Annotated in this window: 25 protein-coding genes, 4 tRNA genes and 3 pseudogenes; 6 read left to right on the top strand and 26 right to left on the bottom strand. The window is 41.5% G+C overall.

The window, feature by feature from the left end; genetic code table 11:
- The first annotated feature begins 80 nt into the window (after nucleotides 1-80).
- Complete coding sequence (locus tag CXF95_RS03890) at nucleotides 81-3,428, top strand: amidohydrolase family protein (RefSeq protein WP_101197486.1); 3,348 nt, start codon at nucleotides 81-83, stop codon at nucleotides 3,426-3,428.
- Between the two features lie 85 nt (nucleotides 3,429-3,513).
- Nucleotides 3,514-4,194 (top strand): cytochrome b/b6 domain-containing protein, encoded by a 681-nt coding sequence (locus CXF95_RS03885; protein WP_101197485.1) that lies wholly within the window; start codon nucleotides 3,514-3,516, stop codon nucleotides 4,192-4,194.
- 47 nt (nucleotides 4,195-4,241) lie between these two features.
- Here the strand turns inward: CXF95_RS03885 and CXF95_RS03880 are convergent, their stop codons facing one another.
- On the bottom strand, nucleotides 4,242-4,712 hold the full coding sequence (locus CXF95_RS03880; protein ID WP_101197484.1) for a cytochrome c: 471 nt from the start codon (nucleotides 4,710-4,712) through the stop codon (nucleotides 4,242-4,244).
- Nucleotides 4,713-4,829: 117 nt separating this feature from the next.
- On the opposite strand from CXF95_RS03880, the gene CXF95_RS03875 reads away from it, so the two are divergent.
- Nucleotides 4,830-5,309: a hypothetical protein gene (locus CXF95_RS03875; protein WP_198556495.1), complete on the top strand. Its 480-nt coding sequence runs from the start codon at nucleotides 4,830-4,832 to the stop codon at nucleotides 5,307-5,309.
- A gap of 360 nt (nucleotides 5,310-5,669) precedes the next feature.
- On the opposite strand, the gene CXF95_RS03870 is transcribed toward CXF95_RS03875, so the two are convergent.
- Nucleotides 5,670-6,701 (bottom strand): IS110 family transposase, encoded by a 1,032-nt coding sequence (locus tag CXF95_RS03870; protein WP_101197483.1) that lies wholly within the window; start codon nucleotides 6,699-6,701, stop codon nucleotides 5,670-5,672.
- Between the two features lie 20 nt (nucleotides 6,702-6,721).
- Between CXF95_RS03870 and CXF95_RS03865 the strand changes: the two genes are divergently transcribed.
- The 3 genes from CXF95_RS03865 (at nucleotide 6,722) to CXF95_RS03855 (ending at nucleotide 10,735) form a co-directional block, all read left to right on the top strand.
- Entirely contained in the window at nucleotides 6,722-7,372 is a 651-nt protein-coding gene (locus CXF95_RS03865; RefSeq protein WP_369809289.1) for a GGDEF domain-containing protein, read from the top strand.
- 305 nt (nucleotides 7,373-7,677) lie between these two features.
- Nucleotides 7,678-9,771 (top strand): elongation factor G, encoded by a 2,094-nt coding sequence (gene fusA / locus CXF95_RS03860; protein ID WP_101197482.1) that lies wholly within the window; start codon nucleotides 7,678-7,680, stop codon nucleotides 9,769-9,771.
- Nucleotides 9,772-9,970: 199 nt separating this feature from the next.
- On the top strand, nucleotides 9,971-10,735 hold the full coding sequence (locus CXF95_RS03855; RefSeq protein ID WP_101197481.1) for an FKBP-type peptidyl-prolyl cis-trans isomerase: 765 nt from the start codon (nucleotides 9,971-9,973) through the stop codon (nucleotides 10,733-10,735).
- Nucleotides 10,736-10,871: 136 nt separating this feature from the next.
- Here CXF95_RS03855 and CXF95_RS03850 read toward each other — a convergent pair whose 3' ends face one another.
- The 24 genes and pseudogenes from CXF95_RS03850 to CXF95_RS03745 form a co-directional block, all read right to left on the bottom strand.
- A complete protein-coding gene (locus tag CXF95_RS03850; protein ID WP_101197480.1) occupies nucleotides 10,872-11,057 on the bottom strand; it encodes a hypothetical protein in 186 nt (61 codons plus the stop codon).
- A 116-nt stretch (nucleotides 11,058-11,173) separates the two neighbouring features.
- Nucleotides 11,174-11,389 (bottom strand): hypothetical protein, encoded by a 216-nt coding sequence (locus CXF95_RS03845; RefSeq protein ID WP_101197479.1) that lies wholly within the window; start codon nucleotides 11,387-11,389, stop codon nucleotides 11,174-11,176.
- A 322-nt stretch (nucleotides 11,390-11,711) separates the two neighbouring features.
- The gene (locus CXF95_RS03840) at nucleotides 11,712-12,515 is read right to left on the bottom strand and encodes a peptidylprolyl isomerase (RefSeq protein ID WP_101197944.1); all 804 of its coding nucleotides are present in this window, start codon (nucleotides 12,513-12,515) and stop codon (nucleotides 11,712-11,714) included.
- 120 nt (nucleotides 12,516-12,635) lie between these two features.
- Nucleotides 12,636-13,688 carry an aldo/keto reductase gene (locus tag CXF95_RS03835; RefSeq protein ID WP_101197478.1) on the bottom strand — a complete coding sequence of 351 codons (1,053 nt, stop codon included), beginning with the start codon at nucleotides 13,686-13,688 and terminating at the stop codon, nucleotides 12,636-12,638.
- A gap of 190 nt (nucleotides 13,689-13,878) precedes the next feature.
- Nucleotides 13,879-15,060, bottom strand: coding sequence for an elongation factor Tu (gene tuf / locus CXF95_RS03830; protein ID WP_101197477.1), 1,182 nt, complete (start codon nucleotides 15,058-15,060; stop codon nucleotides 13,879-13,881).
- A 62-nt stretch (nucleotides 15,061-15,122) separates the two neighbouring features.
- Nucleotides 15,123-15,198: transfer RNA gene (locus tag CXF95_RS03825), tRNA-Thr, on the bottom strand.
- A gap of 12 nt (nucleotides 15,199-15,210) precedes the next feature.
- A tRNA-Gly gene (locus tag CXF95_RS03820) sits at nucleotides 15,211-15,284 on the bottom strand.
- A 33-nt stretch (nucleotides 15,285-15,317) separates the two neighbouring features.
- Nucleotides 15,318-15,402: transfer RNA gene (locus CXF95_RS03815), tRNA-Tyr, on the bottom strand.
- 7 nt (nucleotides 15,403-15,409) lie between these two features.
- Nucleotides 15,410-15,485 (bottom strand) — tRNA-Thr (locus tag CXF95_RS03810).
- Between the two features lie 160 nt (nucleotides 15,486-15,645).
- Entirely contained in the window at nucleotides 15,646-16,365 is a 720-nt protein-coding gene (locus CXF95_RS03805) for a type III pantothenate kinase (RefSeq protein WP_232787641.1), read from the bottom strand.
- Nucleotides 16,349-17,323 (bottom strand): bifunctional biotin--[acetyl-CoA-carboxylase] ligase/biotin operon repressor BirA, encoded by a 975-nt coding sequence (birA, locus tag CXF95_RS03800; RefSeq protein ID WP_101197475.1) that lies wholly within the window; start codon nucleotides 17,321-17,323, stop codon nucleotides 16,349-16,351. The genes CXF95_RS03805 and birA overlap by 17 nt, the downstream gene beginning before the upstream one ends.
- Nucleotides 17,320-18,318, bottom strand: a complete 999-nt coding sequence (gene murB, locus CXF95_RS03795; RefSeq protein ID WP_101197474.1) for a UDP-N-acetylmuramate dehydrogenase — start codon at nucleotides 18,316-18,318, stop codon at nucleotides 17,320-17,322. Before murB ends, birA begins: the two co-directional genes overlap by 4 nt.
- An 84-nt stretch (nucleotides 18,319-18,402) precedes the next feature.
- Complete coding sequence (locus tag CXF95_RS03790; RefSeq protein ID WP_101197473.1) at nucleotides 18,403-18,624, bottom strand: hypothetical protein; 222 nt, start codon at nucleotides 18,622-18,624, stop codon at nucleotides 18,403-18,405.
- A complete protein-coding gene (locus CXF95_RS03785; RefSeq protein ID WP_157828062.1) occupies nucleotides 18,621-18,923 on the bottom strand; it encodes a hypothetical protein in 303 nt (100 codons plus the stop codon). The genes CXF95_RS03790 and CXF95_RS03785 overlap by 4 nt, the downstream gene beginning before the upstream one ends.
- A gap of 147 nt (nucleotides 18,924-19,070) precedes the next feature.
- Nucleotides 19,071-19,754 (bottom strand): annotated as a pseudogene (locus CXF95_RS03780) (Wzz/FepE/Etk N-terminal domain-containing protein); the annotation flags it as partial.
- Nucleotides 19,755-19,797: 43 nt separating this feature from the next.
- On the bottom strand, nucleotides 19,798-20,154 hold the full coding sequence (locus CXF95_RS03775) for a polysaccharide biosynthesis/export family protein (protein ID WP_157828061.1): 357 nt from the start codon (nucleotides 20,152-20,154) through the stop codon (nucleotides 19,798-19,800).
- Nucleotides 20,155-20,293: 139 nt separating this feature from the next.
- Nucleotides 20,294-20,554, bottom strand: coding sequence for a hypothetical protein (locus tag CXF95_RS03770; protein WP_157828060.1), 261 nt, complete (start codon nucleotides 20,552-20,554; stop codon nucleotides 20,294-20,296).
- A gap of 127 nt (nucleotides 20,555-20,681) precedes the next feature.
- Nucleotides 20,682-20,810: a hypothetical protein gene (locus CXF95_RS31095; RefSeq protein ID WP_255418884.1), complete on the bottom strand. Its 129-nt coding sequence runs from the start codon at nucleotides 20,808-20,810 to the stop codon at nucleotides 20,682-20,684.
- A gap of 158 nt (nucleotides 20,811-20,968) precedes the next feature.
- Nucleotides 20,969-21,073: pseudogene (locus CXF95_RS31350) on the bottom strand (hypothetical protein); the annotation flags it as partial.
- A gap of 35 nt (nucleotides 21,074-21,108) precedes the next feature.
- Nucleotides 21,109-21,732, bottom strand: coding sequence for a tyrosine-type recombinase/integrase (locus CXF95_RS03760; RefSeq protein ID WP_232787638.1), 624 nt, complete (start codon nucleotides 21,730-21,732; stop codon nucleotides 21,109-21,111).
- A gap of 42 nt (nucleotides 21,733-21,774) precedes the next feature.
- Complete coding sequence (locus CXF95_RS31345) at nucleotides 21,775-21,993, bottom strand: site-specific integrase (RefSeq protein ID WP_369809280.1); 219 nt, start codon at nucleotides 21,991-21,993, stop codon at nucleotides 21,775-21,777.
- The gene (locus CXF95_RS31340) at nucleotides 21,929-22,387 is read right to left on the bottom strand and encodes a tyrosine-type recombinase/integrase (protein WP_369809279.1); all 459 of its coding nucleotides are present in this window, start codon (nucleotides 22,385-22,387) and stop codon (nucleotides 21,929-21,931) included. Before CXF95_RS31340 ends, CXF95_RS31345 begins: the two co-directional genes overlap by 65 nt.
- 23 nt (nucleotides 22,388-22,410) lie before the next feature.
- A complete protein-coding gene (locus tag CXF95_RS30320; RefSeq protein WP_232787637.1) occupies nucleotides 22,411-22,719 on the bottom strand; it encodes a hypothetical protein in 309 nt (102 codons plus the stop codon).
- 101 nt (nucleotides 22,720-22,820) lie between these two features.
- Nucleotides 22,821-23,777: pseudogene (locus CXF95_RS03745) on the bottom strand (site-specific integrase).
- Between the last annotated feature and the right edge of the window lie 372 nt (nucleotides 23,778-24,149).

Below are 24,149 nucleotides of genomic sequence, written 5' to 3'. Positions count from 1 at the left end.
AACCACAGTGATAATCTATTTTATCTGAATGAGTAGTTTATAATAAATATAAAAAACATATAAAATCTAGGGAAACCAATATGATACGCAACAAAAAAGCTCTGCTGCATGCCGCAAGTTTAGCTGCACTGCTTAGTTTATCTTGTACTGCATTTAGTCAAACAGAACAGGATTTAGAACCAACGTCTACTGATAAAACACAAGACAAAAAAGACTGGGATGTGCTTAACCCTCCTTTTGACTTAGCGACTGTCTCAATCGATACAGACCAAACTACCTGGTCAAGTTTAGATGTGACCCCTGATGGCAAGCAATTTGTCTTCGACATGCTCGGGGATCTATACATCACAGATATAATGGGTGGTAAAGCCAATGCGCTAACTCAAGACTTTGCATGGAATATTCATCCTGCTGTTAGCCCCGATGGAACAAAGATAGCCTTTATCTCTGACAGAGGTGGTTTATCTAACCTTTGGGTGATGGACAAAGACGGCACCCATTTAAAACAACTCAGTACAGAAAAAAACAACTTGATCCATTCACCCAAATGGAGTCCTGATGGACAGTACATAGCGGTGAGCAAAGGTATTATGTCAAGTCGTAGCATTCCCGCTGGTGAAATTTGGCTTTACCATCATTCTGGGGGTGACGGACTGGCCATTAAAGAACGAGTCAACGGTAAAAAAGACCAAAAGAACATTGCTGATCCCGCATTTTCTCCCGATGGGAAATACCTGTATTTTACTCAAGATGTATCAAGTGGTAGTACGTTTAGTTATAACCGCGACCCTTTGAAAGGTATTTTTGCCATTACCCGATACGAATTAGCCAATGGCGAAGAAGAACGTTTTGTTAGTGGCACAGGTGGCGCGGTTGTCCCGACTCCTTCTCCAGACGGTAAACAGCTCGCTTTTATTCGTAGAGTAAAAGAAAAAACAGTACTTTTTATTAAAGACTTGGCGACGGGTATGGAGAAACCTCTGTATATGCACCTTGAACGAGACATGCAAGAAGGCTTTGGCTCAGAAGGGTATTTTGCCTACTTTGATTGGACGCCTGATTCGAAACAGATCGTTTTTTGGACCGGTGGGAAATTTCATATGTTAACCGTCAAAGACCAATCTATTGCTACCATACCCGTGAATGTCAAAGCCGAACTTAAATTCGCTGACGCTTTGCGTTTTGACGTAGATGTGGCTCCTGACAACTTCCCTATCAAAATGACACGCTGGGCACAGAAATCTCCCGATGGTAAGTCGGTATTGTTTCAAGCATTGGGCAAGATGTATGTCAAAAACATCAAAACAGGAAAAACGTCACGCCTAACAACACAAAATGACCATGATGAACTTTACCCACGCTACTCAAATGATGGCAAAAGTATTGTTTATACCACTTGGAACGATCAAGACTTGGGATCAGTCAGCATCATCAAAGCTCGAGGCGGTAAAGGTAAAAAATTAACAAAAACGCCTGGTCACTATATCGAGCCCAGTTTCTCAACTAACGGAAAGTTAGTTGTGTATGACAAAGTCACAGGTGGCTACCTGCTCAGCCCAAAATATTCGGTTGAGCCGGGTATTTATGTTATGGATGTTAAAGATGGTGAAACCAAACAAATAGCTAAATCGGGCTCCGCACCGCACTTTGCTGGTGACAATACTCGAATTTATCTAACCACATCGGTTTCAGGTAGTGATTATGACGAAACTCAATTAATCAGTGTAGATTTAAATGGCGAAGATAAACGAGAGCATTTATACGGTGCCGATAAAGTAACAGAATATCGCTTGTCCCATGACAAAAAATGGGTCGCCTTTGTGCATCAATATAATGCCTATGTCGCACCTTTTGTGGATACCGGTAAGCGGGTCAATATTGGTCCGGAAATGTCTTCATTACCGGTAAAAAAAATATCTAGTCGCGCGGGTGAATATCTCACTTGGAGTGCCGATAACCAGTCAATCAGTTGGTATCACGGTGCGACTTTTTATGAACGAAAACTAAAAGATGCCTTTGCTTTTTTTGCAGATGCACCACAAGAGTTACCAGAACCAGTAAGTGAAGGCATTGACTTATCTTTTCAACAAAAAGCAGACAAACCTTCTGGCTACAAAGCCTTAGTGGGTGGCACAGTAGTCACGATGCGCGATGCTAATAGGCAACGAGAAGTGATCGAAAATGCCGTGGTATTAATCAAAGATAATAAAATTGTGGCAGTAGGCAAATCTGAAGATGTGACTATTCCTGATGAAGCATTACTTATCGACACCAAAGGCAAAACCATATTACCGGGGCTTATCGACACTCATGCCCACGGCTCACAAGGCAGTAATGAAATTATACCCCAGCAAAACTGGAGCATGTTTTCTAACCTAGCATTTGGTGTGACGACTATTCATGACCCATCAAACGATACCACTGAGATATTTTCAGCTGCCGAGTTACAACAAGCAGGAAAAATAATCGCACCAAGAATTTACTCAACAGGAACAATATTGTATGGAGCTGAAGGACTAGGCTACAAAGCCATCATTAATAGTTATGACGATGCACTTTTCCATATACAAAGGTTAAAAGATACTGGGGCAATTTCAGTCAAAAGTTACAACCAACCCAGACGTGATACGCGCCAACAAGTATTAGCGGCAGCTAAGGAGCTTGGCATGATGGTAGTACCAGAAGGCGGTGGCAAGTTTCAGCAAAACATATCAATGTTAGTGGACGGTCATACGGGTCTTGAACATTCACTACCCATTGCCAAAGGTTATGATGATTTAACCGCTTTATGGTCAGCGACAAAATTCGGATACACCCCAACGTTTGTAGTATCTTACGGCGGCCTAATGGGCGAAGAATACTTTTACGATAGAACCGAAGTATGGAAAAACCCACGTTTAATGCGCTATACCCCAAGTTTCTTGGTAGATAGTCGTTCAATTAGACGCCCTACTGCACCGGACAATCAATACAACCATGTCGCTGTCGCTGAGTATGCTAAAACATTGCGAGACAATGGTGTAAGTGTGCATATAGGTGCACATGGTCAAAGAGAAGGGTTAGCCTCACATTGGGAATTATGGATAATGAATCAAGGTGGGTTTACTCCTTGGGAAGCGCTTCGAGGCGGCACAATTGACGGTGCGACTCACTTAGGCATGGACAAACAAATAGGCAGTATTGAAGTAGGTAAGATAGCCGATATGATGATTATAGACGGTGACGTGCTAAGTGATATTCGCCGCAGTGAATATGTTGAATATACAGTGTTAAATGGCCGCGTGTATGAAACTGCAACCATGAATGAAGTGGGTAGCAAAGAACAACGCAAACCCTTTTTCTTCGAACAAAACAATCAATTGTTTATGCCAAAGGCAACACAACAAGCAATAGACGCTAAAGCACAAAAGCATCATTGGGTGCATTAGACTTTATTCTTCACATGCCTTAACAAGTGTTTGTTAAGGCTCACTATTTTGCAAAATCACACATGAGAAATAAACACCCTCTTATATGAAAAAAAATTTAGTTTGGGATATCCCTGTAAGATTATTTCATTGGTTATTAGTGCTCAGTCTGTTTGGTCAATGGTTGACTGCTGAGGTGTTAGATAATTTCATGGATATCCATTTTTACATTGGATATTTCACTTTAGGGCTGATCATATTTAGGCTGCTTTGGGGATTTTTCGGTACAAGATACGCAAAATTTAGCAGTTTTATCGCAGGTCCAAAGGCTATTATTAGCTATTTACAGTCACTCTCGTCAAAGCAGAAAGTGTTTACTACAGGGCATAATCCTTTAGGTGGGTTGTTATTACCTGCAGTGCTTATACTGGTTGGTTTACAAGCCATTAGCGGCTTATTTACTTCTGATGAGATAGTCAGTGCAGGCCCATACTACGATAGTGCTAACGGCGCCATACAGAATTGGATGCAGTGGCTACACCACAATGTGTTTGATGTGTTAATGGGTCTGGTGGTTATTCATTTATTGGCAATAGCTTGGTACAGATGGGCTCTAAAACATGATTTAATCACACCCATGTTAACGGGTCAAAAAGTAGTTGAAGCATCGAAGGGCATCGCTCACTCCAAATTAGTTAGCGCTTTAATATTAGCCATAACAGTAGGTTTTTTTGTTTACTGGTTGGTTGCAATTAACCCTCCACCGGTAGCCGAATACTATTACTAATATAACTTACGGGCACTTGACTCACTCGTTGTAAAATGCCCGTCACTTTAGTCTTCTTTATAATTGTCGTGACAACCTTTACAACTTTTGAACACTTGCCCAATAGCTGGCTTAAACTGAGCTGTATCACCCGCTTTAGCCACTTTATTCAAATTGCTAGCAGCAGCAGTCAAAGCACTTATTTTGTCTTTAAAGTCGCCTTGATTTTCCCAAATTTTATCCAAAGCAGCAGTCTCAACATCAAATCCGCTTGTGTCGGTGGCAAAATAATCTTCTAACATCAAAGACAATTGCTCAATACGTAATGAATTGGTCTGCATCGTTGCTACATTAAATGGGATAGCACCTTTGTTCATCGCACCCAAAGCGCCCACATTGCTCTTCACCAGAGTTAAAATAGCTTGCCGAAACTCTGTTACGTCCTTAGCTTGTTTAGCTGATTTAGCGGGTTCTGCAAACACTGTAAATGTGCTCAGCATCGCTGTACCTATAATAACTGCCATAGCCTTTTTGATCATATAGCCTTCTCCAATAGTTAAAGTTGAATAAATTTAGAATGATGACAACGGTTTTTATTCTGCCATCATCACTATTTTGTGTAAACTGATCACTTGCGCTAAAAAGGATCCTTAAAGATGGCTGATAAAAATTTAGAAAAATCTTTTGCGACGTTAAAACAAACTATCCCGTTATTACTGAAGCATAAAATTTCTGCTATTCCTACCAATTATGCCCTTTGGTACACTTATGTTTCTAACGAGTCCCCTGAACTAAAAACCGCGGTTGATCATGTCTTAGATAATAATATGCAATTGTCTGAAATAAAAACCAAAGAACTTTATCGCAACTATATAGCAAAAACCAAGGAAGTCACCGCGTGGGAATTACGCCAGTCTGTGGAGGCTATGTTAATTGAGTTATCTCAATCCTTACAAGACACAAGATCTGAAACCACCAGCTTTAAAGAAACCATGGATACTTGTGTTGATGACCTATCTAAAGTTGAAAAAGAAGGTTTGTCTGTAGAAGAAGTGATGGCTTTGGTGCGTAGTTTAGTCAAAGACATATATGGACGCTCCCGTGATGTCAACTTACTACTTGCCCCTTCGCGCTAATTTTTAGCATGAATGACTCTTTTAATCGTGTATTACCGCTAGTCCGTTGTGTTGAAGGCAGTCTAAAAGTGGTTAGTTCTGACATATATTCAGGCTCTTTATTAGCGTTGGTTTTATCAACACTGGCCTCTGATGAACTCCGAACCTTATCGCCTTTAAAACACCCATTCGGATTATTATCCGTGTCCTGGTCTGGCTTTGATGAGGTAGGATAGACCGTTTTCTTCATCATTTTATGACTAGCGGGGTGGGTAAACTAGGTGTTATCCCGTGTCTTGCCTTCCACAACACCCAAACAGGCTTAAAGCCTTTGTCTTGATCGGAATTGAGCTAAACAGGGATAACGTAAAGGGTTTCATATTAAGCACTGACCTCTAAAGAAGCCGGCATTGCGCGATAGTGCTCTTGACGTGTGAGCAATACCCATATCAGCCGGGCAAGGCGGTGGGCCATCGCGACTGCTACTTTATTAAATGGTTTTGTGACGCGAAGTTTCATGGCCCATAGGGCTAACGGGTCGCTACTTTTAGGTGCACGACTGACCAGGGCTCTGGCACCGTGTATCAGTTGCTTACGCAAGTAGCGGTCGCCTCGCTTGGTGATACCGCCCATTTTACTGATGTTGCCTGAGGCGTGTTGCTTGGGCGTGAGCCCTAACCACACCGCAAATTCTTTGGAGCTACTAAACGCCTGGCCTTTGTCAATAGAGGCTAAAAACGCTGAGGCATTAATGACGCCTATGCCGGGAATACTGAGCAATATCCTACCGCTTTCACAGCCGTCGACAAATTCGGTTAACTGTTTTTCAATACGCTTCAAGCGGTTAATTGTGGTTTTATATTCACTCAACATATCAATCACCATATCTTGTAATCGGTGGCTGTATTGAGGGTTATCAATGATACTGGTTAAGCCATGTAAGAATGCTGCGTGGCCACAAGGAAATACCACCCCAAACTCACTTAATAGCCCTCTGGATTGATTACTCAACGCGACTTTGTTTTTACCAAGCCGTTCACGAATACGGTGTAAACAGCAGATTTCTTGCTGGTGCTCGGTTTTAATCGGCACAAAACGGATAAATGGACGTTGACTGGCTTCTGCTATTGCAAACGCATCATTGTGGTCATTCTTGTTGCCCCGTACAAAAGGCGTAACGTGTTGAGCAGGGATAAGCTTTACATCATGGCCTAATTTAGCCATTTCGCGGCCCCAGTAATGGGATGAATAACAGGCCTCCATCACCACCATCGTAAGCGCTTGCTGACGGATAAAGTCAAGCAACTGATCACGCTTTAAGCGCGTATTAAACTGCGGTTTCATACGCTCATTCACGCCACAAGCCTGAAATTCAGTCTTTGCTAAATCGATAGTAATTGTTCTAAGCTTCATCTTGGATGTTCCCTATGTAAATAGTCTGGTTAAAAATACTATTTTGGCGCATTGACGCCGTATTAGGGAGCGTCCATCTCATCACCCAAAACATCAGGCGCAGCACCATCAGCTTTAATGCCGCCTTAGCCGATGCACAAAACGAAATAGAGGCACTTAGAGGTCAGCTTGAAAAAAGCCAACATGACGCATTATATGATGCACTAACGGGGCTATGTAATCGACGATACTTCGATGAAGAGCTAGCTACTCAGTCTTTAAAACCTAATTTATGTTTGATGTTAGTTGATCTTGATCATTTCAAAAAAATTAATGACAACTACGGCCATGTCATGGGTGACCTAGTATTAAAAGCTACCGCAAAAAAACTCCAAGCAACATGCCGAGACGGTGCACAAGCCTTTCGCTTTGGTGGTGAAGAGTTTGCTATTATGGTACCTAACTCTAACTTTTCCAAAGCACGCAGCATGGCCGAATCGATGCGCAAAGCCATTGAAAAGATTAGCGTTAAAGACAAACGCACAGACGAAGTATTAGGCGATATTGCCGCATCAATTGGTGTTGCAGAGCTGACAAAAGGCATGAATCCGCTGGCACTTATCGAAAAAGCTGACAAGCAACTCTACGAAGCAAAACGCTTAGGTCGTAATCGTGTCATGCCAATGACGTAATCCCTAACCCAAAAACGCTATTTCTTGTGCCCTCTCAGGTTAACTAACCCAATCCGTTGAAAATTAGCTAGCGAATTGAGCTATATGTTTCATCATAATTTGGCCAATATGAGTCAACGCGAATAAGTTTTAAAATAGAGGATTTATCTCTGTTTTCTCTTCACCACTTTAAGATTAAATAGAAACAACATGCTAAAATAATCTTGGTTTTTAATTTATTGATTTATATACAAAAGAAAATCGGCATAGCGTCGAAATATCTTGTATAATCCTGCGCAATTTTTACTCATACTGAAGTTGGAATAATGACAGATTTAGCAAAGTACAGAAACATAGGTATTTTTGCCCACGTTGACGCGGGTAAAACAACTACTACAGAAAGAATCCTTAAACTTACGGGTACCATTCATAAGACCGGTGAAGTGCATGATGGTGAATCCACTACTGATTTCATGGAGCAAGAAGCCGAGCGCGGGATTACTATCCAGTCAGCAGCCGTAACCTGTTTTTGGAAAGATCACCGCTTCAACGTTATCGATACGCCTGGGCACGTAGACTTCACAGTTGAAGTATATCGTTCACTTAAAGTGTTAGACGGCGGTATCGGTGTATTTTGTGGTTCTGGTGGGGTTGAACCGCAATCAGAAACTAACTGGCGTTATGCGAATGACTCAAGAGTTGCGCGTATTATCTTCGTTAATAAATTAGACCGTATGGGTGCTGATTTTTACCGCGTTGTAGCTCAAACCAAAAAAGTATTGGGTGCTAACCCACTTATTATGGTTCTGCCAATCGGTATCGAAGATGAATTCGTTGGTGTTGTTGACCTGCTTACGCGTAAAGCCTATGTATGGGATGACACGGGTCTTCCAGAAAACTATGAAATTACTGATGTTCCTGCGGACATGGTTGATAAAGTAGAAGAATATCGTGAAATGCTTCTAGAGAATGCGCTTGAGCAAGATGACGACTTATTGATGGCTTACATGGAAGGCGAAGAGCCCTCTCTTGAAGAAATCAAACGTTGTATCCGTAAAGGCACACGCACAATGGAGTTATTCCCGACTTATTGTGGCTCTGCATTCAAAAACAAAGGCGTTCAAAATATTCTTGACGCTGTTGTTGATTACCTACCTTGTCCAACAGATGTTGATCCACAGCCTCTTACAGATGAAGAAGGTGAGCCTAATGGTAAGTTTGCAAACGTTTCTGCAGCAGAAAGCTTCAAAGCCTTAGCATTCAAAATCACCGATGACCGTTTTGGTTCGCTTACTTTCGTACGTATCTACTCAGGTACACTTAAGAAAGGCGATACCATCCTTAACGCGGCGACAGGTAAAACTGAACGTGTTGGTCGTATGTGTGAAATGCAGGCAGATGACCGTAAAGAGCTTAGTTCAGCACAAGCGGGTGATATCATCGCTATCGTTGGTATGAAAACTAACGTACAAACTGGTCATACGTTATGTGATCCAAAAGATCCTATCATCTTGGAAGCCATGGTATTCCCTGAACCCGTTATCTCTATCTCTGTTACACCAAAAGATAAAGGTTCAACTGAGAAAATGGGTATTGCTATTGGTAAAATGGTGGCAGAAGATCCCACTTTCCGTGTTGAAACTGACCAAGATTCAGGTGAAACAATCCTCTCTGGTATGGGTGAGCTTCACTTAGATATCAAGGTCGATATCCTTAAGCGTACCTACGGTGTCGAATTACTTGTAGGTGAACCTCAAGTGGCTTACCGTGAAACTATCACCCAAGAAGTTGATGATTCTTATACCCATAAGAAACAATCTGGTGGTTCTGGTCAATTCGGTAAAATCGATTATCGCATTAAGCCTGGTGAAGCAAATACTGGTTTCACTTTCACCTCGAAAGTTGTGGGTGGTAACGTTCCTAAAGAATTCTTCCCTGCGATTGAGAAAGGCTTTAAGAGCATGATGGGTACAGGTGTTCTAGCTGGCTTCCCAGTACTGGATGTTGAAGTTGAATTATACGACGGTGGATTCCACGCAGTTGATTCATCAGCAATTGCATTTGAAATTGCTGCTAAAGGCGCGTTCCGTCAATCAATCCCTAAGGCTGGTCCTCAGTTGATTGAACCCATCATGAAAGTTGACGTATTTACGCCTGACGATCACGTAGGAGATGTAATTGGTGATTTAAACCGTCGCCGTGGCATGATCAAAGACCAAGAAGCCGGTGTAACAGGTGTGCGTGTTAAAGCTGACATTCCTCTTTCTGAAATGTTCGGTTATATCGGAACATTGCGCACCATGACATCAGGCCGTGGTCAGTTCTCTATGGAGTTCTCACACTACAGCCCTTGTCCACAAAACGTGTCAGAGAAAGTTATTGCAGAAACAAAAGAGCGTAACGCTGCTGCTAAGAAGTAAGCAGCTCTAACGACTTAAAAAGCCCCATTAATAAAGATTAATGGGGCTTTTTTGATCTTATCTAGTCTTTCAGACTTGAATACTGTGGTTTGCAACCATATGGTATACTTAACTTTAGTTAAAATTATCTTGATAATACTTATTTGATAGAGATGTTTAACTGCTCTCATTAATCCCACCCAAATTTTAGGAAAAATACATGAAATTGAACTCTATTGCCTTTTTGGCAGCATCCTCTTTATTTCTAGCTGCATGTGGCAATGATAAAAAAAGCGACACTGAAACGACAATGCCGCAAGCTTCAGAGGAGACAACTGATGTCGCAACCAGTGCAGCAACAGATCCAGCTCTAGCCACTCTTGAGCAAAAACTCAGTTATATAGTCGGCACAAATTTAGCTGGCCAATTTAAGCGTGATGAGCTCACCTTTGATGTGAACGCATTTACTATGGCCGTCAATGACGTCATGGCTGGCACAGAGTCACGTTTGTCTCAGGAACAAGTTCAAGCAGCAGTCGCTGCAGTTCAGCAACAAGCTCAAGAAAAACAGCAACTTGCGCAACAGGCAGTCAGCGGTAAAAATAAAGCAGATGGCCTAGCTTATCTTGAAGCGAACGCGAAGAAAGAAGGTGTAGTCGTAACAGAAAGCGGTTTGCAATATAAAGAAGTGGTATCTGGTGAAGGCGAAATGCCAACGTCTGATAAAACAGTCGTTGTGCATTACAAAGGTACATTAACAGACGGTACAGAATTTGATAGTTCTTACAAAAGAGGCGAACCAGCTGAATTCCCAGTAACGGGTGTGATTAAAGGTTGGGTAGAAGCTTTGCAACTAATGAATGTTGGCGATACATTTGAACTAGTTATTCCTTCTGACTTGGCTTATGGACCAAAAGGCAGCGGCCAAACTATTGGCCCAGATGCGACATTATTGTTTGATGTTGAACTGATTGAAATAAAGTAATTTTGTAAATAAAAGCCTTGCAAGTTTCCTTGCAAGGCTTTGAAACTTCATCTTAGTACATTTAATTTACCAAGGTGCCTCAAGGCGGAAATTTCCAAAATCTGCTCGAGAATCAACACACCACACATTCAAACTATCAAACTATCAAACTATCAAAGTCATCAACAAACGTCCCTTCTGGTAACTGCAATACAATTGTCTCGTTAGAATAACTTCGACCATCAATACGTTCTCCTATTCCAAAAGCCGTAGAGTCAGAGAAATTTCCATTCACCCCCGCGTAAAATTTAACATTGGGTGCAGCGCCGTCGAAGTTAAACATACTGTTTTCAATTTTGCAGGTATCAAAGATGTATAGGCAGCACCCGAATTAGCCACCACACCCACTAATTGTTGCTCAAGGTCGACAGAAGAAAAATCTACAACCACTTCTGTTGCTTAATTATGCGCTTGAATGCTTATGCCATTGCCTGAGATGTCATCTTCATCTAATGTCTGTAATAAGAGGCTCATCACCAGTTGATGTGCCTGTGAGAACACATCCAACAGAGAAATCACCTCCTGACCTACTAAAGTTGGAAATACGATATCACCAATTGAAAAAACAACATTTTCACCCACAATATATAAAAACTGACTTTGCGAGTTTGTCATACCTCATTGACTGGTAGTGCTAAAAGCTAAACCTTCAACAGCTGAGTCAATAAATACGCCTTGCAAAATGATCGGAGGGGCTGAGGAGATTGGTGGTGCAGCGATTGAATCAGTCACATCTGAACCAGAACCACCACAACCGTTTAGGACGAAAATGGAAACTAGGGAACTAAAGTAGAAAATACAATTTTTTAATCGAACAAATACAGAGTTAACGCCCGCTCATAATAATGACCTTAAGTATGAGCGGGCGACGAACATAAATCCTCACAAAACGGTCACAATTTAACCTTGATGTGATTTTATTTACGAAATGAGATATTTAACGCTTAAGTAATCGGATTTTTTGTAACATGACTAAACCTAGAAGCAGCAGCCAACCCATTGCACCACCACCACCGCTAGAGTCTGAACTGCCTCCACCAGTTGGCGCATTCACTAACGTATTAAGTGTTGGATTAAGGTTAGCAGCCGTATCAGCAGACGCGTCAGTGACCACTATGTCAGAAATGACAACCAAATTATCATCGGTAATTGGCACCTCATTATCCAAATCTGTTTGTGTGTAGTTTCGAATAGGTAATTCACCAAATGCTCCACCGCCATTCAACAGAGTTAGAGCAGCAATGGCATCAACCACTTGCATTCCGTCACCAACCACATGACCAAAGACTGTGAATCCCCCAGCATTTGTGGCCACATCTAAACTATTGGCATTGTTCGATAAATTAATAAACCATTGTGAAGTAGCACTGTCTGGATTACTGGTTTTAGCCATCGCGATAGTGCCACGCATATTGGATAATTTAGGGTCATTGGCTACAGGAGTACCTGTTGAAATACTGTCTAACGAAAAACTAGTAACAGCGACAGGGCCGGTATATTGAAATCCACCGCCTTGAACTATAAAATTTGAAACAGAACGATGCACTACACTGTCTGCATAAGCCCCAGAGTTGGTATAACTCAAAAAGTTAGCCACAGTTTCGGGCGTTGTATTGTCAAATAAATTCACTTCTATAATGCCAAGTGAAGTTCGAATTTCTACGATGGTGCTTTGTACGTTTAACGACAGCAACACACATAAAGTTGAGGCAAAAACTATAAGCTTACTTTTAAAAAACATCATTAGGCAGTTCTTCTTTTGTGGGTGTTTGCAGGATAAAATGTATCCAAGATAATACCAAGCTAACACTTGCATCAATTTGTAATTGAAGCCAGTGTTAGCTTAACCAGTGGCATAAAATTAAAAAGGGACTGGGTACTCTCTAAAGACTAGACTGATGGCTTTTATAGCTTCATCTGATAATGGTGTTTCAAACGCCGCAATATTTTCTTTTAAATGCGCCATGTTGGTTGCACCAATAATAGTCGAGGTGACGCCATCAACCTGATCACACCAAGCCAGTGCCAGTTGTGAGGGTGTGAGGTCATAGCTTTTGGCCACATCCACATATCCTGCTGTGGCGGCATGAGTGGACGGCGTGTCACGAAAAATACCGTTTCTTTGCTCAAAGGTCCAACGACTCCCAGTAGGCATTTGACCATTTAGATACTTGCCACTTAACACGCCACCTGCCAAAGGTGACCAAGGCAAGTAAGCTACATTTTCACGCACACAGTTTTCAATCAAATACGGCCAATCTTTAGCATGTAACAAACTAAATTCATTTTGAATCGATACCATCCTTGGCAAAGCATGTTGCTCGCTCAATTTAAGATAAGTGTTGATCCCCCAAGGCGTATCATCTGAGAGCCCGCAAAAACGTATCTTCCCCGCTTTAACACAGCTATCTAGTGCTTGCAGAATTTCTAACATCACATTGGTTTCATGTTCAGAGTCAAAGCTGGAAAACTTTACTTTGCCAGGCCAATGTTTAGAAAAGTGGGGGGAGGTACGATTTGGCCAATGTAGTTGAAAAAGGTCGATATAATCGGTTTGTAGACGCTTCAACGAAGCATCAACAGCTTCAATCACACTCTCGCCACTAATTTTTGCACCATCACGGATATATGCCAAACCTGGCCCAGCAATTTTACTGGCCAAGATGATGTCTTTTCTGCGGTTGGGATTTTGTGCTAACCAATTACCAATAATGAGTTCGGTGTCGCCATATTTTTCTCCTGATGGGGGCACTGGGTATAACTCAGCAGTATCAATAAAATTGACGCCTTGGCTAAGGGCATACTCAATCTGCTCATTAGCCTCTTGTTGAGTGTTTTGTATACCCCATGTCATACTGCCTAAACATACTCTAGACACGTCCACGCCACTACTTCCCAGCATGCTATACTGCATATATATACTCTCTCAAAATGTATTCGTTAATGTTTAGCCAATCACGTAAGCTGTTCTTTCCGTCTGGATCTAAGATGTTCATCAAACCTTGATAATACAGACTGGGTAACTCGAGTCCATCGAATCGTTTTGCTACAGCCAATAAAAAAGGCCACCGAGGTGACCTTTTTTGCATAAGTAAACGGGTTACTTATATAATTTTAGACACTACGCCAGCACCTACAGTACGGCCACCTTCACGGATTGCGAAGCGTAAACCTTCGTCCATCGCGATTGGGTGAATTAGATCAACTACGAATTTCAAGTTGTCACCAGGCATAACCATTTCTACGCCTTCAGGAAGCTCAACAGCCCCTGTTACGTCCGTTGTACGGAAGTAAAACTGTGGACGGTATCCTTTGAAAAATGGAGTATGACGGCCGCCTTCGTCTTTACTTAGTACGTATACTTCAGCTTCAAACTTAGTGTGTGGATTGATTGAACCAGGCTTAGCCAATACTTGACCACGCTCTACGTCTTCTCGTTTAGTACCACGTAATAGGGCACCAACGTTCTCACCAGCACGACCTTCGTCAAGTAATTTACGGAACATTTCTACGCCCGTACAAACACTCTTAGTCGTATCTCTGATACCAACGATTTCTACTTCATCACCTGTCTTAACGATACCGCGCTCAACACGACCTGTTACCACAGTTCCACGACCTGAAATTGAGAAAACATCTTCAATTGGAAGTAGGAAAGGCTTGTCAATATCACGCTCTGGAAGTGGGATATAGGTGTCTAGTGCTTCAGCTAGCTCAATGATTTTTGCTTCCCAAGCTGGGTCGCCTTCAAGGGCTTTAAGTGCTGAACCTTGGATAACCGGTAAATCGTCACCTGGGAATTCGTATTCAGATAGAAGTTCACGCACTTCCATTTCTACCAATTCTAGTAATTCTTCATCGTCAACCATGTCACATTTGTTCATGAATACAACCATGAAAGGTACGCCAACCTGACGACCTAACAAGATGTGCTCACGTGTTTGTGGCATAGGACCATCTGTTGCAGCTACTACCAAAATAGCACCATCCATTTGAGCAGCACCAGTGATCATGTTTTTAACATAATCGGCGTGACCAGGACAATCTACGTGGGCATAGTGACGTGCAGGTGTATCATATTCAACGTGAGACGTTGAAATAGTGATACCACGCTCACGCTCTTCAGGAGCGTTATCGATTTGATCGAATGCTGATGCATTGCCACCATAGGTTTTAGCTAATACAGTAGTGATTGCTGCTGTTAATGTTGTTTTACCGTGGTCAACGTGGCCGATAGTACCGACGTTTACATGCGGTTTAGTTCGTTCAAATTTTGCTTTTGCCATTGTCTATTCCCCAGCAAGATACATTAAAAAAACAGTTTTTAATTGAGATGGGGAGAGAATGATGGTGCTGATAGGCAGATTCGAACTGCCGACCTCACCCTTACCAAGGGTGCGCTCTACCAACTGAGCCATATCAGCATTTCACAAAATTGGAGCGGACGGCGAGAATCGAACTCGCAGCTTTAGCTTGGAAGGCTAAGGTATTACCACTATACGACGTCCGCACAATCTACTCTCAAACCATATCAAGCAAAAAGTGGTGGAGGGGGCAGGATTCGAACCTGCGAAGGCTGAGCCGTCAGATTTACAGTCTGATCCCGTTGACCGCTTGGGTACCCCTCCAGATTGATGGTGCCGACTACCGGAGTCGAACTGGTGACCTACTGATTACAAGTCAGTTGCTCTACCAACTGAGCTAAGTCGGCTACATCAAGTGGATGCGGATATTAGAGTAATGATTCGGGTCGTGCAAGGGGGAATCTACAAAAAATTGCTTTTTTTATGCCGTTTGTTTGAATTAACTACTGAATGCGCAGTTTTCACGCTTTACGTACATAAATTAACCACCTACTTTAGTGCAAAATATCAAATGAAACGAAAAAGTCCTCTCAAAACAAGATTGGGAAAAGATAATATTTTTTTATTTTCTTTTAAAATGAGTGAATTTTGACCACCACCTGTCACTAAAACCAAATAATCCTCATATTTATTATTTAAATACTGCTCTGCCATCATGACAAATCCCGATTGGGATGCAAGGCAACCATAACTGACACAGTTTTCAGTAGTATTACCTATATCCAAAATTGCAGGTATATTGTTGTCAGCAAAGACCTGTTGGGTGTTTCTTAGTAAGCTTTCCCGCATAACCGAAAAACCCGGAGCTATCCATCCGCCTTGATGTTTGTTGTTAACGACAATGTCACATGTATTAGCTGTGCCTAAATCAATTACAGCCACAGGTAATCTGGTGATTTCACGGGCGGCCAAAATGGCTAACCATCTATCCACACCTAAAGTTTGGAATTTCTCATAAGCACATTGAATACCTAAAGCTTCAGCTTCGGTGTGTATTATCTTGCATGGCTTTTTAAAACGTTCACACAAACGCTCTAGCTCTGCCAATAGAGACAAATGTCCCACAGACGACACAAGGACCTCACTCACTGAACTAATATGTGAAGATAAATCCTCGATGTCTAAGCAGCGCTTAATATCAGATAAGTCCGAAATATCATTCACCATTATATATTTAATCTGGGAATTACCAATATCGACTAATAGAGCCTTAAATGGGTCTAACACTGACTTCACCTCCATGATAAGCCTTAATACCTTGCTCTGTTTCTAGCAAAATAGCACCGCTTGCATCGATACCTCTGTTAATCCCAGTTATAGATTGTTTGCCAATAATGAGCTTAACGGCTTGGTTTGCGTAAACGTCTAACGCTCGCCATTTACTAATAAAAGGCTCAAGCCCATTGTTTTCGAACAACATTAGGCTTTTGGTCAGTTCGCTTATCAAAGTGCCCGCCAACAAATTTCGGTTAATTAGCGGCTCAGTTAAATGCGCAAGATCAATCCATGGTTGGCCAATTTCTTCAATATTTGTTGGCAGCGCCACATTAAGTCCAACACCAATAATGGCTTGGCAGCCACTACCAATTTGCCCTTCAACCTCAATCAATACACCAGCCAACTTTTTACCTTGGGCATAGATATCATTCGGCCATTTTAATTGTATGCCTTGCACACCACATTGATTTAGAGCATCAACAATAGCCACACCCACGGCCAAACTGAGCCCGCCTAATACAGAATACCCACCAGAAAAAGACCAATGCATAGACAAATACAGGCTGGCTGCATAGGGTGAAACCCATTTACGACCGTGACGCCCTCTACCCGCAGTCTGTGCTTCCGCCAAGCAGGTGTGACCATTTTTAACAGCAACTGATAGGTCTTTTAAGTATTGATTGGTGGAACCTATAACATTCAAAACTTCAATCTCAGCATTGTGAGAAGAGATAGTTGTTTCTCTAATTTTGTCGAGGTTCAATAATGTTAAAGGTTGAGCAAGGCAATAACCTTTACCTGTAACACTATAGATATCTAACCCTAAAGAAATAAGCACTTTGATATGATTAGAAATGGCTGCTCGACTAATACCTAATTTTTTTCCTAGGGCTTCGCCCGAATGAAATTCACTATTAGCTAAAATCGAGAGCAAGCTACCACGCACTAATTCTGATGATTTACTCATAAAATAACCGGCCCCTTGTTTCCTATTAGTCTGACTTCATTCTCCATCATAATGGAAAATTCACTTAGTACGGCATCCTTGATAGCACGAGCAAGCTGTAAAAGTTGTTCACCCGTACCAGACCCATCATTGGTTAAGACTAAAGCCTGATTGGGATGACAGCCAATACCACCAATCTTTTTGCCTTTAAAACCCAACTGATCAATCAGCCAAGCTGCGGGAACTTTTACCTTATGAAGGTCCACGGGGTAACTAGGAATGGACGGCCAAGCTTGTAGCAGTTCAGTGTAATGGTCAGAGGTTATTATTGGGTTTTTAAAAAAACTACCCGCATTGCCAATTTTTGAAGGGTCAGGCAATTTATCCTTACGCACCTGAACAACTTTGTTAAATATATCAATAGCACTAGGCTCGGATAATGCTTTCAACTCGCCATAATGCATAACAGCCTTCCATTTTTTAGGGATGGCAAAAACAACACAGGTAATCACGACGTTATCTGCCAAACGGTTTTTAAATACACTGTCGCGATATGCAAATTCACAATTGCTTGAGGCCAGACTTTTATGGTTTTGTTCACCCATGTCAAAATAATCGACTTGATGAATAAATTGTTCAACCTCAACACCATAAGCACCAATATTCTGGATCGGTGCGGCACCTACAGTGCCAGGTATCAATGCTAAGTTTTCCAAGCCATAAATTTGATGTTGCATGCACCAAAGTACTAGTTGGTGCCAATTTTCAGAAGCCCCTACCTTGAGCATGTAGTGAGTATCTGTATGTTTAAGGTCGATCCCCATAAAAGCTGGCTTGATGACGGTTCCTTGGTAGTCTTCCAAAAACACCGTATTACTGCCCTCCCCGAGAATATAAAAGGCAGTATTATTTAATTGACTTAATTGAGCTTGTAGGTCGGCTGCAACGTCAATAGACATGATTGCATGAGCTGATATAGGGAAGCCAAAGGAATGTAGGGACGCTAGAGAATACACGAAAGAAACCAAGTGAAATTAGAACTCTAGTGTAATCAAGATAGAAGCTATTACCAGAAAATACCTCCTTTTAAGCTTCAAAACTTAATAGTTAATCACTTTTTTAACTGGATTTTTACCTCTACTACGTTGTGGGATTTCCCTCTTTATACTTTTTGCATCTCCAAAAACAACACCGAGTAAAGGCGCCCCAGCATCCTGAAAGCGCTGAATAGCTTCCAGTAAATCTGCACTCTCTGTCAATCCAAGATCACACAATAGAACAACAGCATCAACCACTCCAAGAGCGCTACACCATGATTTCATAACAATGTGGTAAACCGAGATTTTTTGTCAGCAATCAAATGAATAATCAACCAAAAGCCTAAACTAAAAATGCTGGATAAAATAAGTGAAAATGTCATCCCCAATAAGACTCTTGGTTTAATATGTTTATCTGGGATCTGTGCAAAATCATCCCCTGCATCTAAGTCTTGTAAAATTTCGGCTTGTTGCAAACGCGACAAAAATACGTCGTATAGCTTTTGTGTTGCCAGAGCTTTGCGTTTCAAAGAAGCTAATTTAAACTCATGGGTACCTAACGCAGTATGTTTACTTCTAGCCACCTGTAACTGCTTTTCCAATTCTCGATAACGCAGCTTGATAGTCTGATATTCTTGTTTAAAGCTATCTATAACCTTACTGAGTGTCTGATCAAAGTTAGCTTGAAGGGCGTCGACCGCACCTTGTGCTGCTATATATTTGTGATGTTTCTATTTGTAGCGTTTTGATAATTCATCAAATTCAAGCTGCTTTCTAAACAAATCCGAGTTCAAGGTTCTTAGCAAAGGGTTATTTAAAATAATGGGGACTTGCATCAATTTATCAGCATTTCCATTAGCAGCGTTTATTTGAGACATAGTAGCGGAGGTATTAGACAATATATCTTCTGCAGTTAACCTTTGCTCTATCATTTTAGAGATTTCGGTTTTAGCTAAATCGACTTGGCTCTTTAAGTCAATCAGACCATTTGTCTGCATAAATTGCTCTAATTCAGTTTCTGCACCTTCGATCTGAGAACTCAGAGTGAGAAGCTGCCCATCTAACCACTGGGTTGTTTCGTCAGCATTTTGAGTATCGGCAACTCTTTGACCCTCCAAGACTATCTTTTTAAACTCTTCCCGTGTTTGTAGTTGTAATTTTTCAACAATTTTTAGCGCAGATTGTCTAGAGCGTATTAATTCAATAAAGATATCAATTTTGTTGTTACCATTATTCGTCAAGGCACCAAAACTATTGACAATTGAAAGCGTGTCAGACTCTTGTGAGAACAGCAGGGTGCTACTAGCAGAATATATTTTAGGCATTTTTTGTACATAGCTAGTGGCCAAAAAGGTCAATATACAAATAGCCACAATAATACGAATTTTTTTCTGCCATAGAAATCCAAATAAGTCGGCTAAGTCAAAGCCTCAGAATTAGCACTAGACTTGTCCATATTTAAAACAAACACGCTTGTATAGTAACCACGTCACCTGGTAATACTTTGATGTCTTTCTCAACCTTAAGCTTAGTCTTCTCTTCCCCACGGATGATATACCAATCCGACCTAGATGCTCTGTCTTTCAGACCACCCGCGATCGCTACCGCCTGATCTTCTGTCAGCTCTAGCGAAAAGGGATAAACACCTGGCGAACGCACTTCAACACGAATATAAAATGGGCGGTACTCTTCAATTAATACTGAAACCAAAGGTTTCACCATATAACCATCTAACAGTTTTTGTTCTAATTCACTTGCGAGTTGTTTAGGCGTTTTATTTGAAACAGATAAATTACCTAATAAAGGAAAGTTCACAATGCCAGATTTATTCTGGCCCGCACAGTAAGATCAGGTTCATTATAAACAGTCACTATGATCCTATCGCCTACACCGATCATAAACTGTTCATCGGCAGCCATCATGAGGGATGAATAGAAATGAAAAAAAACGATGATTAAAAGGCGTAACGACAATTTAACTCAACCTTATTTTGAACATAATTAATGGCTAATTTAGTGCTCTTTATAATGGTATCAAGTGAATTTTCCACTATACCTGTGGTTGTAGTTTGAGAGCCTTGCAGTGTGATACTTATGTTACTCAAAGGTGTATATTCAGCATCCAGCTCAGCCAGAAAACCTTGGTTATCTGATGCCGATTGGTACATACGTTTATACCCGCCCACTAAAAAACTAAGACGAGTTTGTCCTGTCACTTGCCATTCTAACCCTAATAGAAAACGGTAAACATCATTATCCAGTTGGGAGTCATCAACAAAGTCTACGTTTTCAAATCAACACTCGTTTCAAATTGTGTAATGTCGGATAGTTTTAAACTTAGCCCTAACTCTGCTTGTCTCGTGTCAGATCGAATAAATTGGAATAGGCATTTTTGTCTGCGTAATCTTGCTCTAAATGAGAAAAACCTAGCCTTACAAACTTTCTGGATGCACCGCTATCAGAGCTATGCATACCATTGCCATATACCAATGAGGCCGCGACTTTATTGGTACTTTCACTATATCCAATTAATGATGGAGGACGAAGCTTAGAAATACTCGCTCCTAATAAATAGTCAACATCTCGGTGGATACCTTGAAGGTCAACAGTAAGCGTCTCGCTAAAGACGTCTAATCTAGACTAACATTCCACGGTAGCAGTTCTTCAACGTCAGGCTCGGGCTGACTAAATTGCTCTAGCAGATGACTGATGTAATTATACGGCGTTTGTCCATTGGCTTTTGCCGATTATACCGAATATAAAACTATAGCTAGAGGTTAGTGAGGAAGTTTAATAATTTATCGTCTGGGTCATAGTGAAGTGCACTATGCTTATTAAATGGCGTTACTTTAGCTAACGCAGCTTCCTTCAAAGCCATATGGGCATGCATGTATACTTCCGTTGTTTGTATAGACTCATGCCCAAGCCACATGGCTATTACCTTTGTATCCACACCAGCGTTAAGCAACTCCATTGCCGCAGTATGTCGAAACACGTGAGGAGTCACATGCTTTTGTTTCAAAGGTGGGCATTGAATGCACGCAGTAGCGGTATGTTTTTTTACTAAATACTGCACACTATCTGCACTAAGGCGAGTGCCGCGTATTGTTGGAAACAGTATGTCCTCTTCCATATTAGGAAGCATCAACAAACAGGTTTTCAATATACGAACAGCAGGTTTAGTTAAAGGAGTAGTTCTTCCCTTTCGGCCTTTGCCAACACATCTGACGTGCGCCGGTTGCTCAAGTACCAGAGACGCACGGTTGAGGTTTATCAGTTCAGAAAGACGCAACCCTGTCTGTAACGTTAAAAAAAGTAAAATGTGATCACGATGGCCTATCCAAGTCGTTTTATCAGGACTTGCCAGTAACGCCTCTATTTCTTTGCGTCCCAAGAAGTGGATCAGCCTCTGCTCATGTCGTTTGCTGGGAATAGCTTATACACGCTGCATTTGTGCGCTATGCACAGGCTCCTCGTACTCTAAAAAGTGAAAGAACGAATGTATAGCAGTCAGTTGTAAATTTCTGGTTCGAGCACTTATCACTCTGTGTTCCTCAAGGTCATTAAGGAATGCGCTCACTACTTCCGCATTAATATCCTCTAACAATAAAACAGATGGTGCTTTTTTGTAAACACCAATAAGTATCCCGTACACAACTTTGGCCTAGATAAGTAGACAATTTCGGTAGCAAGGTGTCTATCTTTTGGCCAGTTCTGTACCACCGCAATAATGTATTTACTACAAAGCTATGCCTAAAATCATGAAGTCGAGGCCCTGAACTTAAGTTTGGGGCGCGCAGTCCAATTTGTCGTGATAAAAGCCAAAACACGCGATAAACATATTGTGTTAGCAGGCGACCTCCGCGCTCTGCTACTAAAAAACACTCGCTGCAAGGAGGGTTAATAAGCTCATCTCGCCGTCGCGCATATTCGACTAGGACTCGTTGAGTACTTTCATGTATTGGAATGTAACGTGATTTCCCAAACTTGGTATCGCGTATTGTCAGAATACCATTTTCAAGATCTACGTCTTGCCGTTTTATGGACAACGCCTCGCTGATACGTAATCCTGTTACTGGTAGAAGCCCAAAGAGACAATGGTAAGTCCATCGCCGTAATTTATTATCAGGTTAAGTGTTAACGCGGCTTCCAGTAGGGCTTGTATTTCAGTGATAGAATAAATGTAAGGTTTAGCCGATCCGCTGTAGGGTAAAAGTCCAGCGGGCGGCGCCTCTGTGAGTATCTCCATTGCCTGCAAGTGCCGAGAAAATCCTCGCACATACGCTAGTTTAATGTCCCAACTAGCATGCTTCTCTGGCGATTGAGTTGCCCATTCAAGGGCTAACTTAGTGGTGACAAAAGCGCTTTCTTGCTGCTCCATCGAGGTAACAAAGCCTTCTAAATCTTTAGCAGGTTGATTAAACTTGTGACCTAACCCACGTCCAAGTGCAACATATTCATGTAATGTTTAATGTAAAAGAATCATTGGCCTACTCCCAGCCAAGGCATGGCTAATGTTCTTAGTCCATCGATATCCATTTTTGCATAAATACGTGTTGTGTCATGACTCTTATGGCGCAGTACTTGGCCAATGTCAGATAGTGATCCACCGGCTTGAAGCAAATTAGTGGCAAGACTGTGGCGAATAATGTGCGTTCCTTTATGCTTCACTTTTAACCCTGCTCGCTTTAGCGCTGTTTTAGCAATTTACAAGATCCCAGCAGAGCTTGCAAATGCTGAGTGCGGCGCTAGTGTACAAACAAATACCGAGCGGCTATCTGTCTTTGGACATGCGTTTTGCAGGTAACTTGACAACGCTTCTCCTACTTCAGCTAACAATGGCAAAGTAACAAGTGTGCGTCCTTTACCACGTATGTTAATGCCACTTGCATGCCAGTTAATGTCATTTAGCTTCAACAACGCTATTTCATTCGCCCTCAGTCCTAAACGGCTCAATAAGACAATTACGGCATAATCCCTTACACCAATAATGCTGTTCTTATCGCAACTGTTCAGAACTTGTGTAATTTGGTCAAATGTTAAATGTTCTGGAAGAGCGGTTAAACTCCACGCCCTAATGCTAGGCACGGTAGAAGACAAATTGTAGGTTGTATGACCCTGATGCAGAAGGTATCGAGAAAACGTTCGTAGTGTCCAGCACATATTTTTTGCTGAGCTAGAGCTTGGGTTATGTGCATGTTCAACTATGAATTGTCTTACGTCTTTTCCTCGTAAACTCGAAAAACTAGAAAAGCTAGAAACACCAAGAGAGTAATATTGGTGAAGAAACTTCCTCAATGATGTGCGATGCCTTATTACTGATGTCTTGCAAAGGCCATGATTTTGAAGCAAGTACTGCTCGAAACCGTACACAATCTGCGAAAGCTGATCCAGCACAATTGGTGCCGCTGGTTCGAGTACATTGAGCGACCTAAGCATATTGAGCATTCGATTAAGAGCTGCGTGGTCGGTTAAAAAAGGGTGTCGATGTATCTTACTAAATTGCTCATATTTGGATATTGAATCTTCATTAACATCATTCACACTTAAATGATTAACTGCTAACCATGCACTGTAATCAGCGGCAACTCTTATGTTACGTGCGCCACTTTGATAATACTAATACGTATAAATATGTGATCTAATATGTATATCATATAATCACGTTATAATTCCTTTGAATCATCATTCTGAACAGCAATTAAAAGCACTCTCTTACAAGGTTAAAGATCATCGAATGCGCATGCGTTTATTGGCTGTAGCGCATTTTAAGGCAGGTAAAAATAAAGCTGAAGTTGCCAGGACTCTGAA

It is taken from the genome of Paraglaciecola sp. MB-3u-78 (assembly GCF_002835935.1).
GTDB lineage: Bacteria > Pseudomonadota > Gammaproteobacteria > Enterobacterales > Alteromonadaceae > Paraglaciecola.
Note: the sequence above shows the minus strand (reverse complement) of the source record. Positions and strands in the feature narration are given on the sequence as shown.

Coding starts and splice junctions, on each gene's coding strand:
- birA (WP_101197475.1), bottom strand. CDS start 17,323: ATGAGTAAATCATCAGAATTAGTGCGTGGTAGCTTGCTCTCGATTTTA.
- CXF95_RS03850 (WP_101197480.1), bottom strand. CDS start 11,057: ATGTTTAACTTCGACGGCGCTGCACCCAATGTTAAATTTTACGCGGGG.
- CXF95_RS03885 (WP_101197485.1), top strand. CDS start 3,514: ATGAAAAAAAATTTAGTTTGGGATATCCCTGTAAGATTATTTCATTGG.
- CXF95_RS03875 (WP_198556495.1), top strand. CDS start 4,830: ATGGCTGATAAAAATTTAGAAAAATCTTTTGCGACGTTAAAACAAACT.
- CXF95_RS03835 (WP_101197478.1), bottom strand. CDS start 13,688: ATGCAGTATAGCATGCTGGGAAGTAGTGGCGTGGACGTGTCTAGAGTA.
- CXF95_RS03840 (WP_101197944.1), bottom strand. CDS start 12,515: ATGTTTTTTAAAAGTAAGCTTATAGTTTTTGCCTCAACTTTATGTGTG.
- tuf (WP_101197477.1), bottom strand. CDS start 15,060: ATGGCAAAAGCAAAATTTGAACGAACTAAACCGCATGTAAACGTCGGT.
- CXF95_RS03890 (WP_101197486.1), top strand. CDS start 81: ATGATACGCAACAAAAAAGCTCTGCTGCATGCCGCAAGTTTAGCTGCA.
- CXF95_RS03870 (WP_101197483.1), bottom strand. CDS start 6,701: ATGAAGCTTAGAACAATTACTATCGATTTAGCAAAGACTGAATTTCAG.
- CXF95_RS31095 (WP_255418884.1), bottom strand. CDS start 20,810: ATGCATAGCTCTGATAGCGGTGCATCCAGAAAGTTTGTAAGGCTAGGT.
- fusA (WP_101197482.1), top strand. CDS start 7,678: ATGACAGATTTAGCAAAGTACAGAAACATAGGTATTTTTGCCCACGTT.
- CXF95_RS03845 (WP_101197479.1), bottom strand. CDS start 11,389: ATGACAAACTCGCAAAGTCAGTTTTTATATATTGTGGGTGAAAATGTT.
- CXF95_RS30320 (WP_232787637.1), bottom strand. CDS start 22,719: ATGGAGCAGCAAGAAAGCGCTTTTGTCACCACTAAGTTAGCCCTTGAA.
- CXF95_RS03855 (WP_101197481.1), top strand. CDS start 9,971: ATGAAATTGAACTCTATTGCCTTTTTGGCAGCATCCTCTTTATTTCTA.
- CXF95_RS03880 (WP_101197484.1), bottom strand. CDS start 4,712: ATGATCAAAAAGGCTATGGCAGTTATTATAGGTACAGCGATGCTGAGC.
- CXF95_RS03790 (WP_101197473.1), bottom strand. CDS start 18,624: ATGAAATCATGGTGTAGCGCTCTTGGAGTGGTTGATGCTGTTGTTCTA.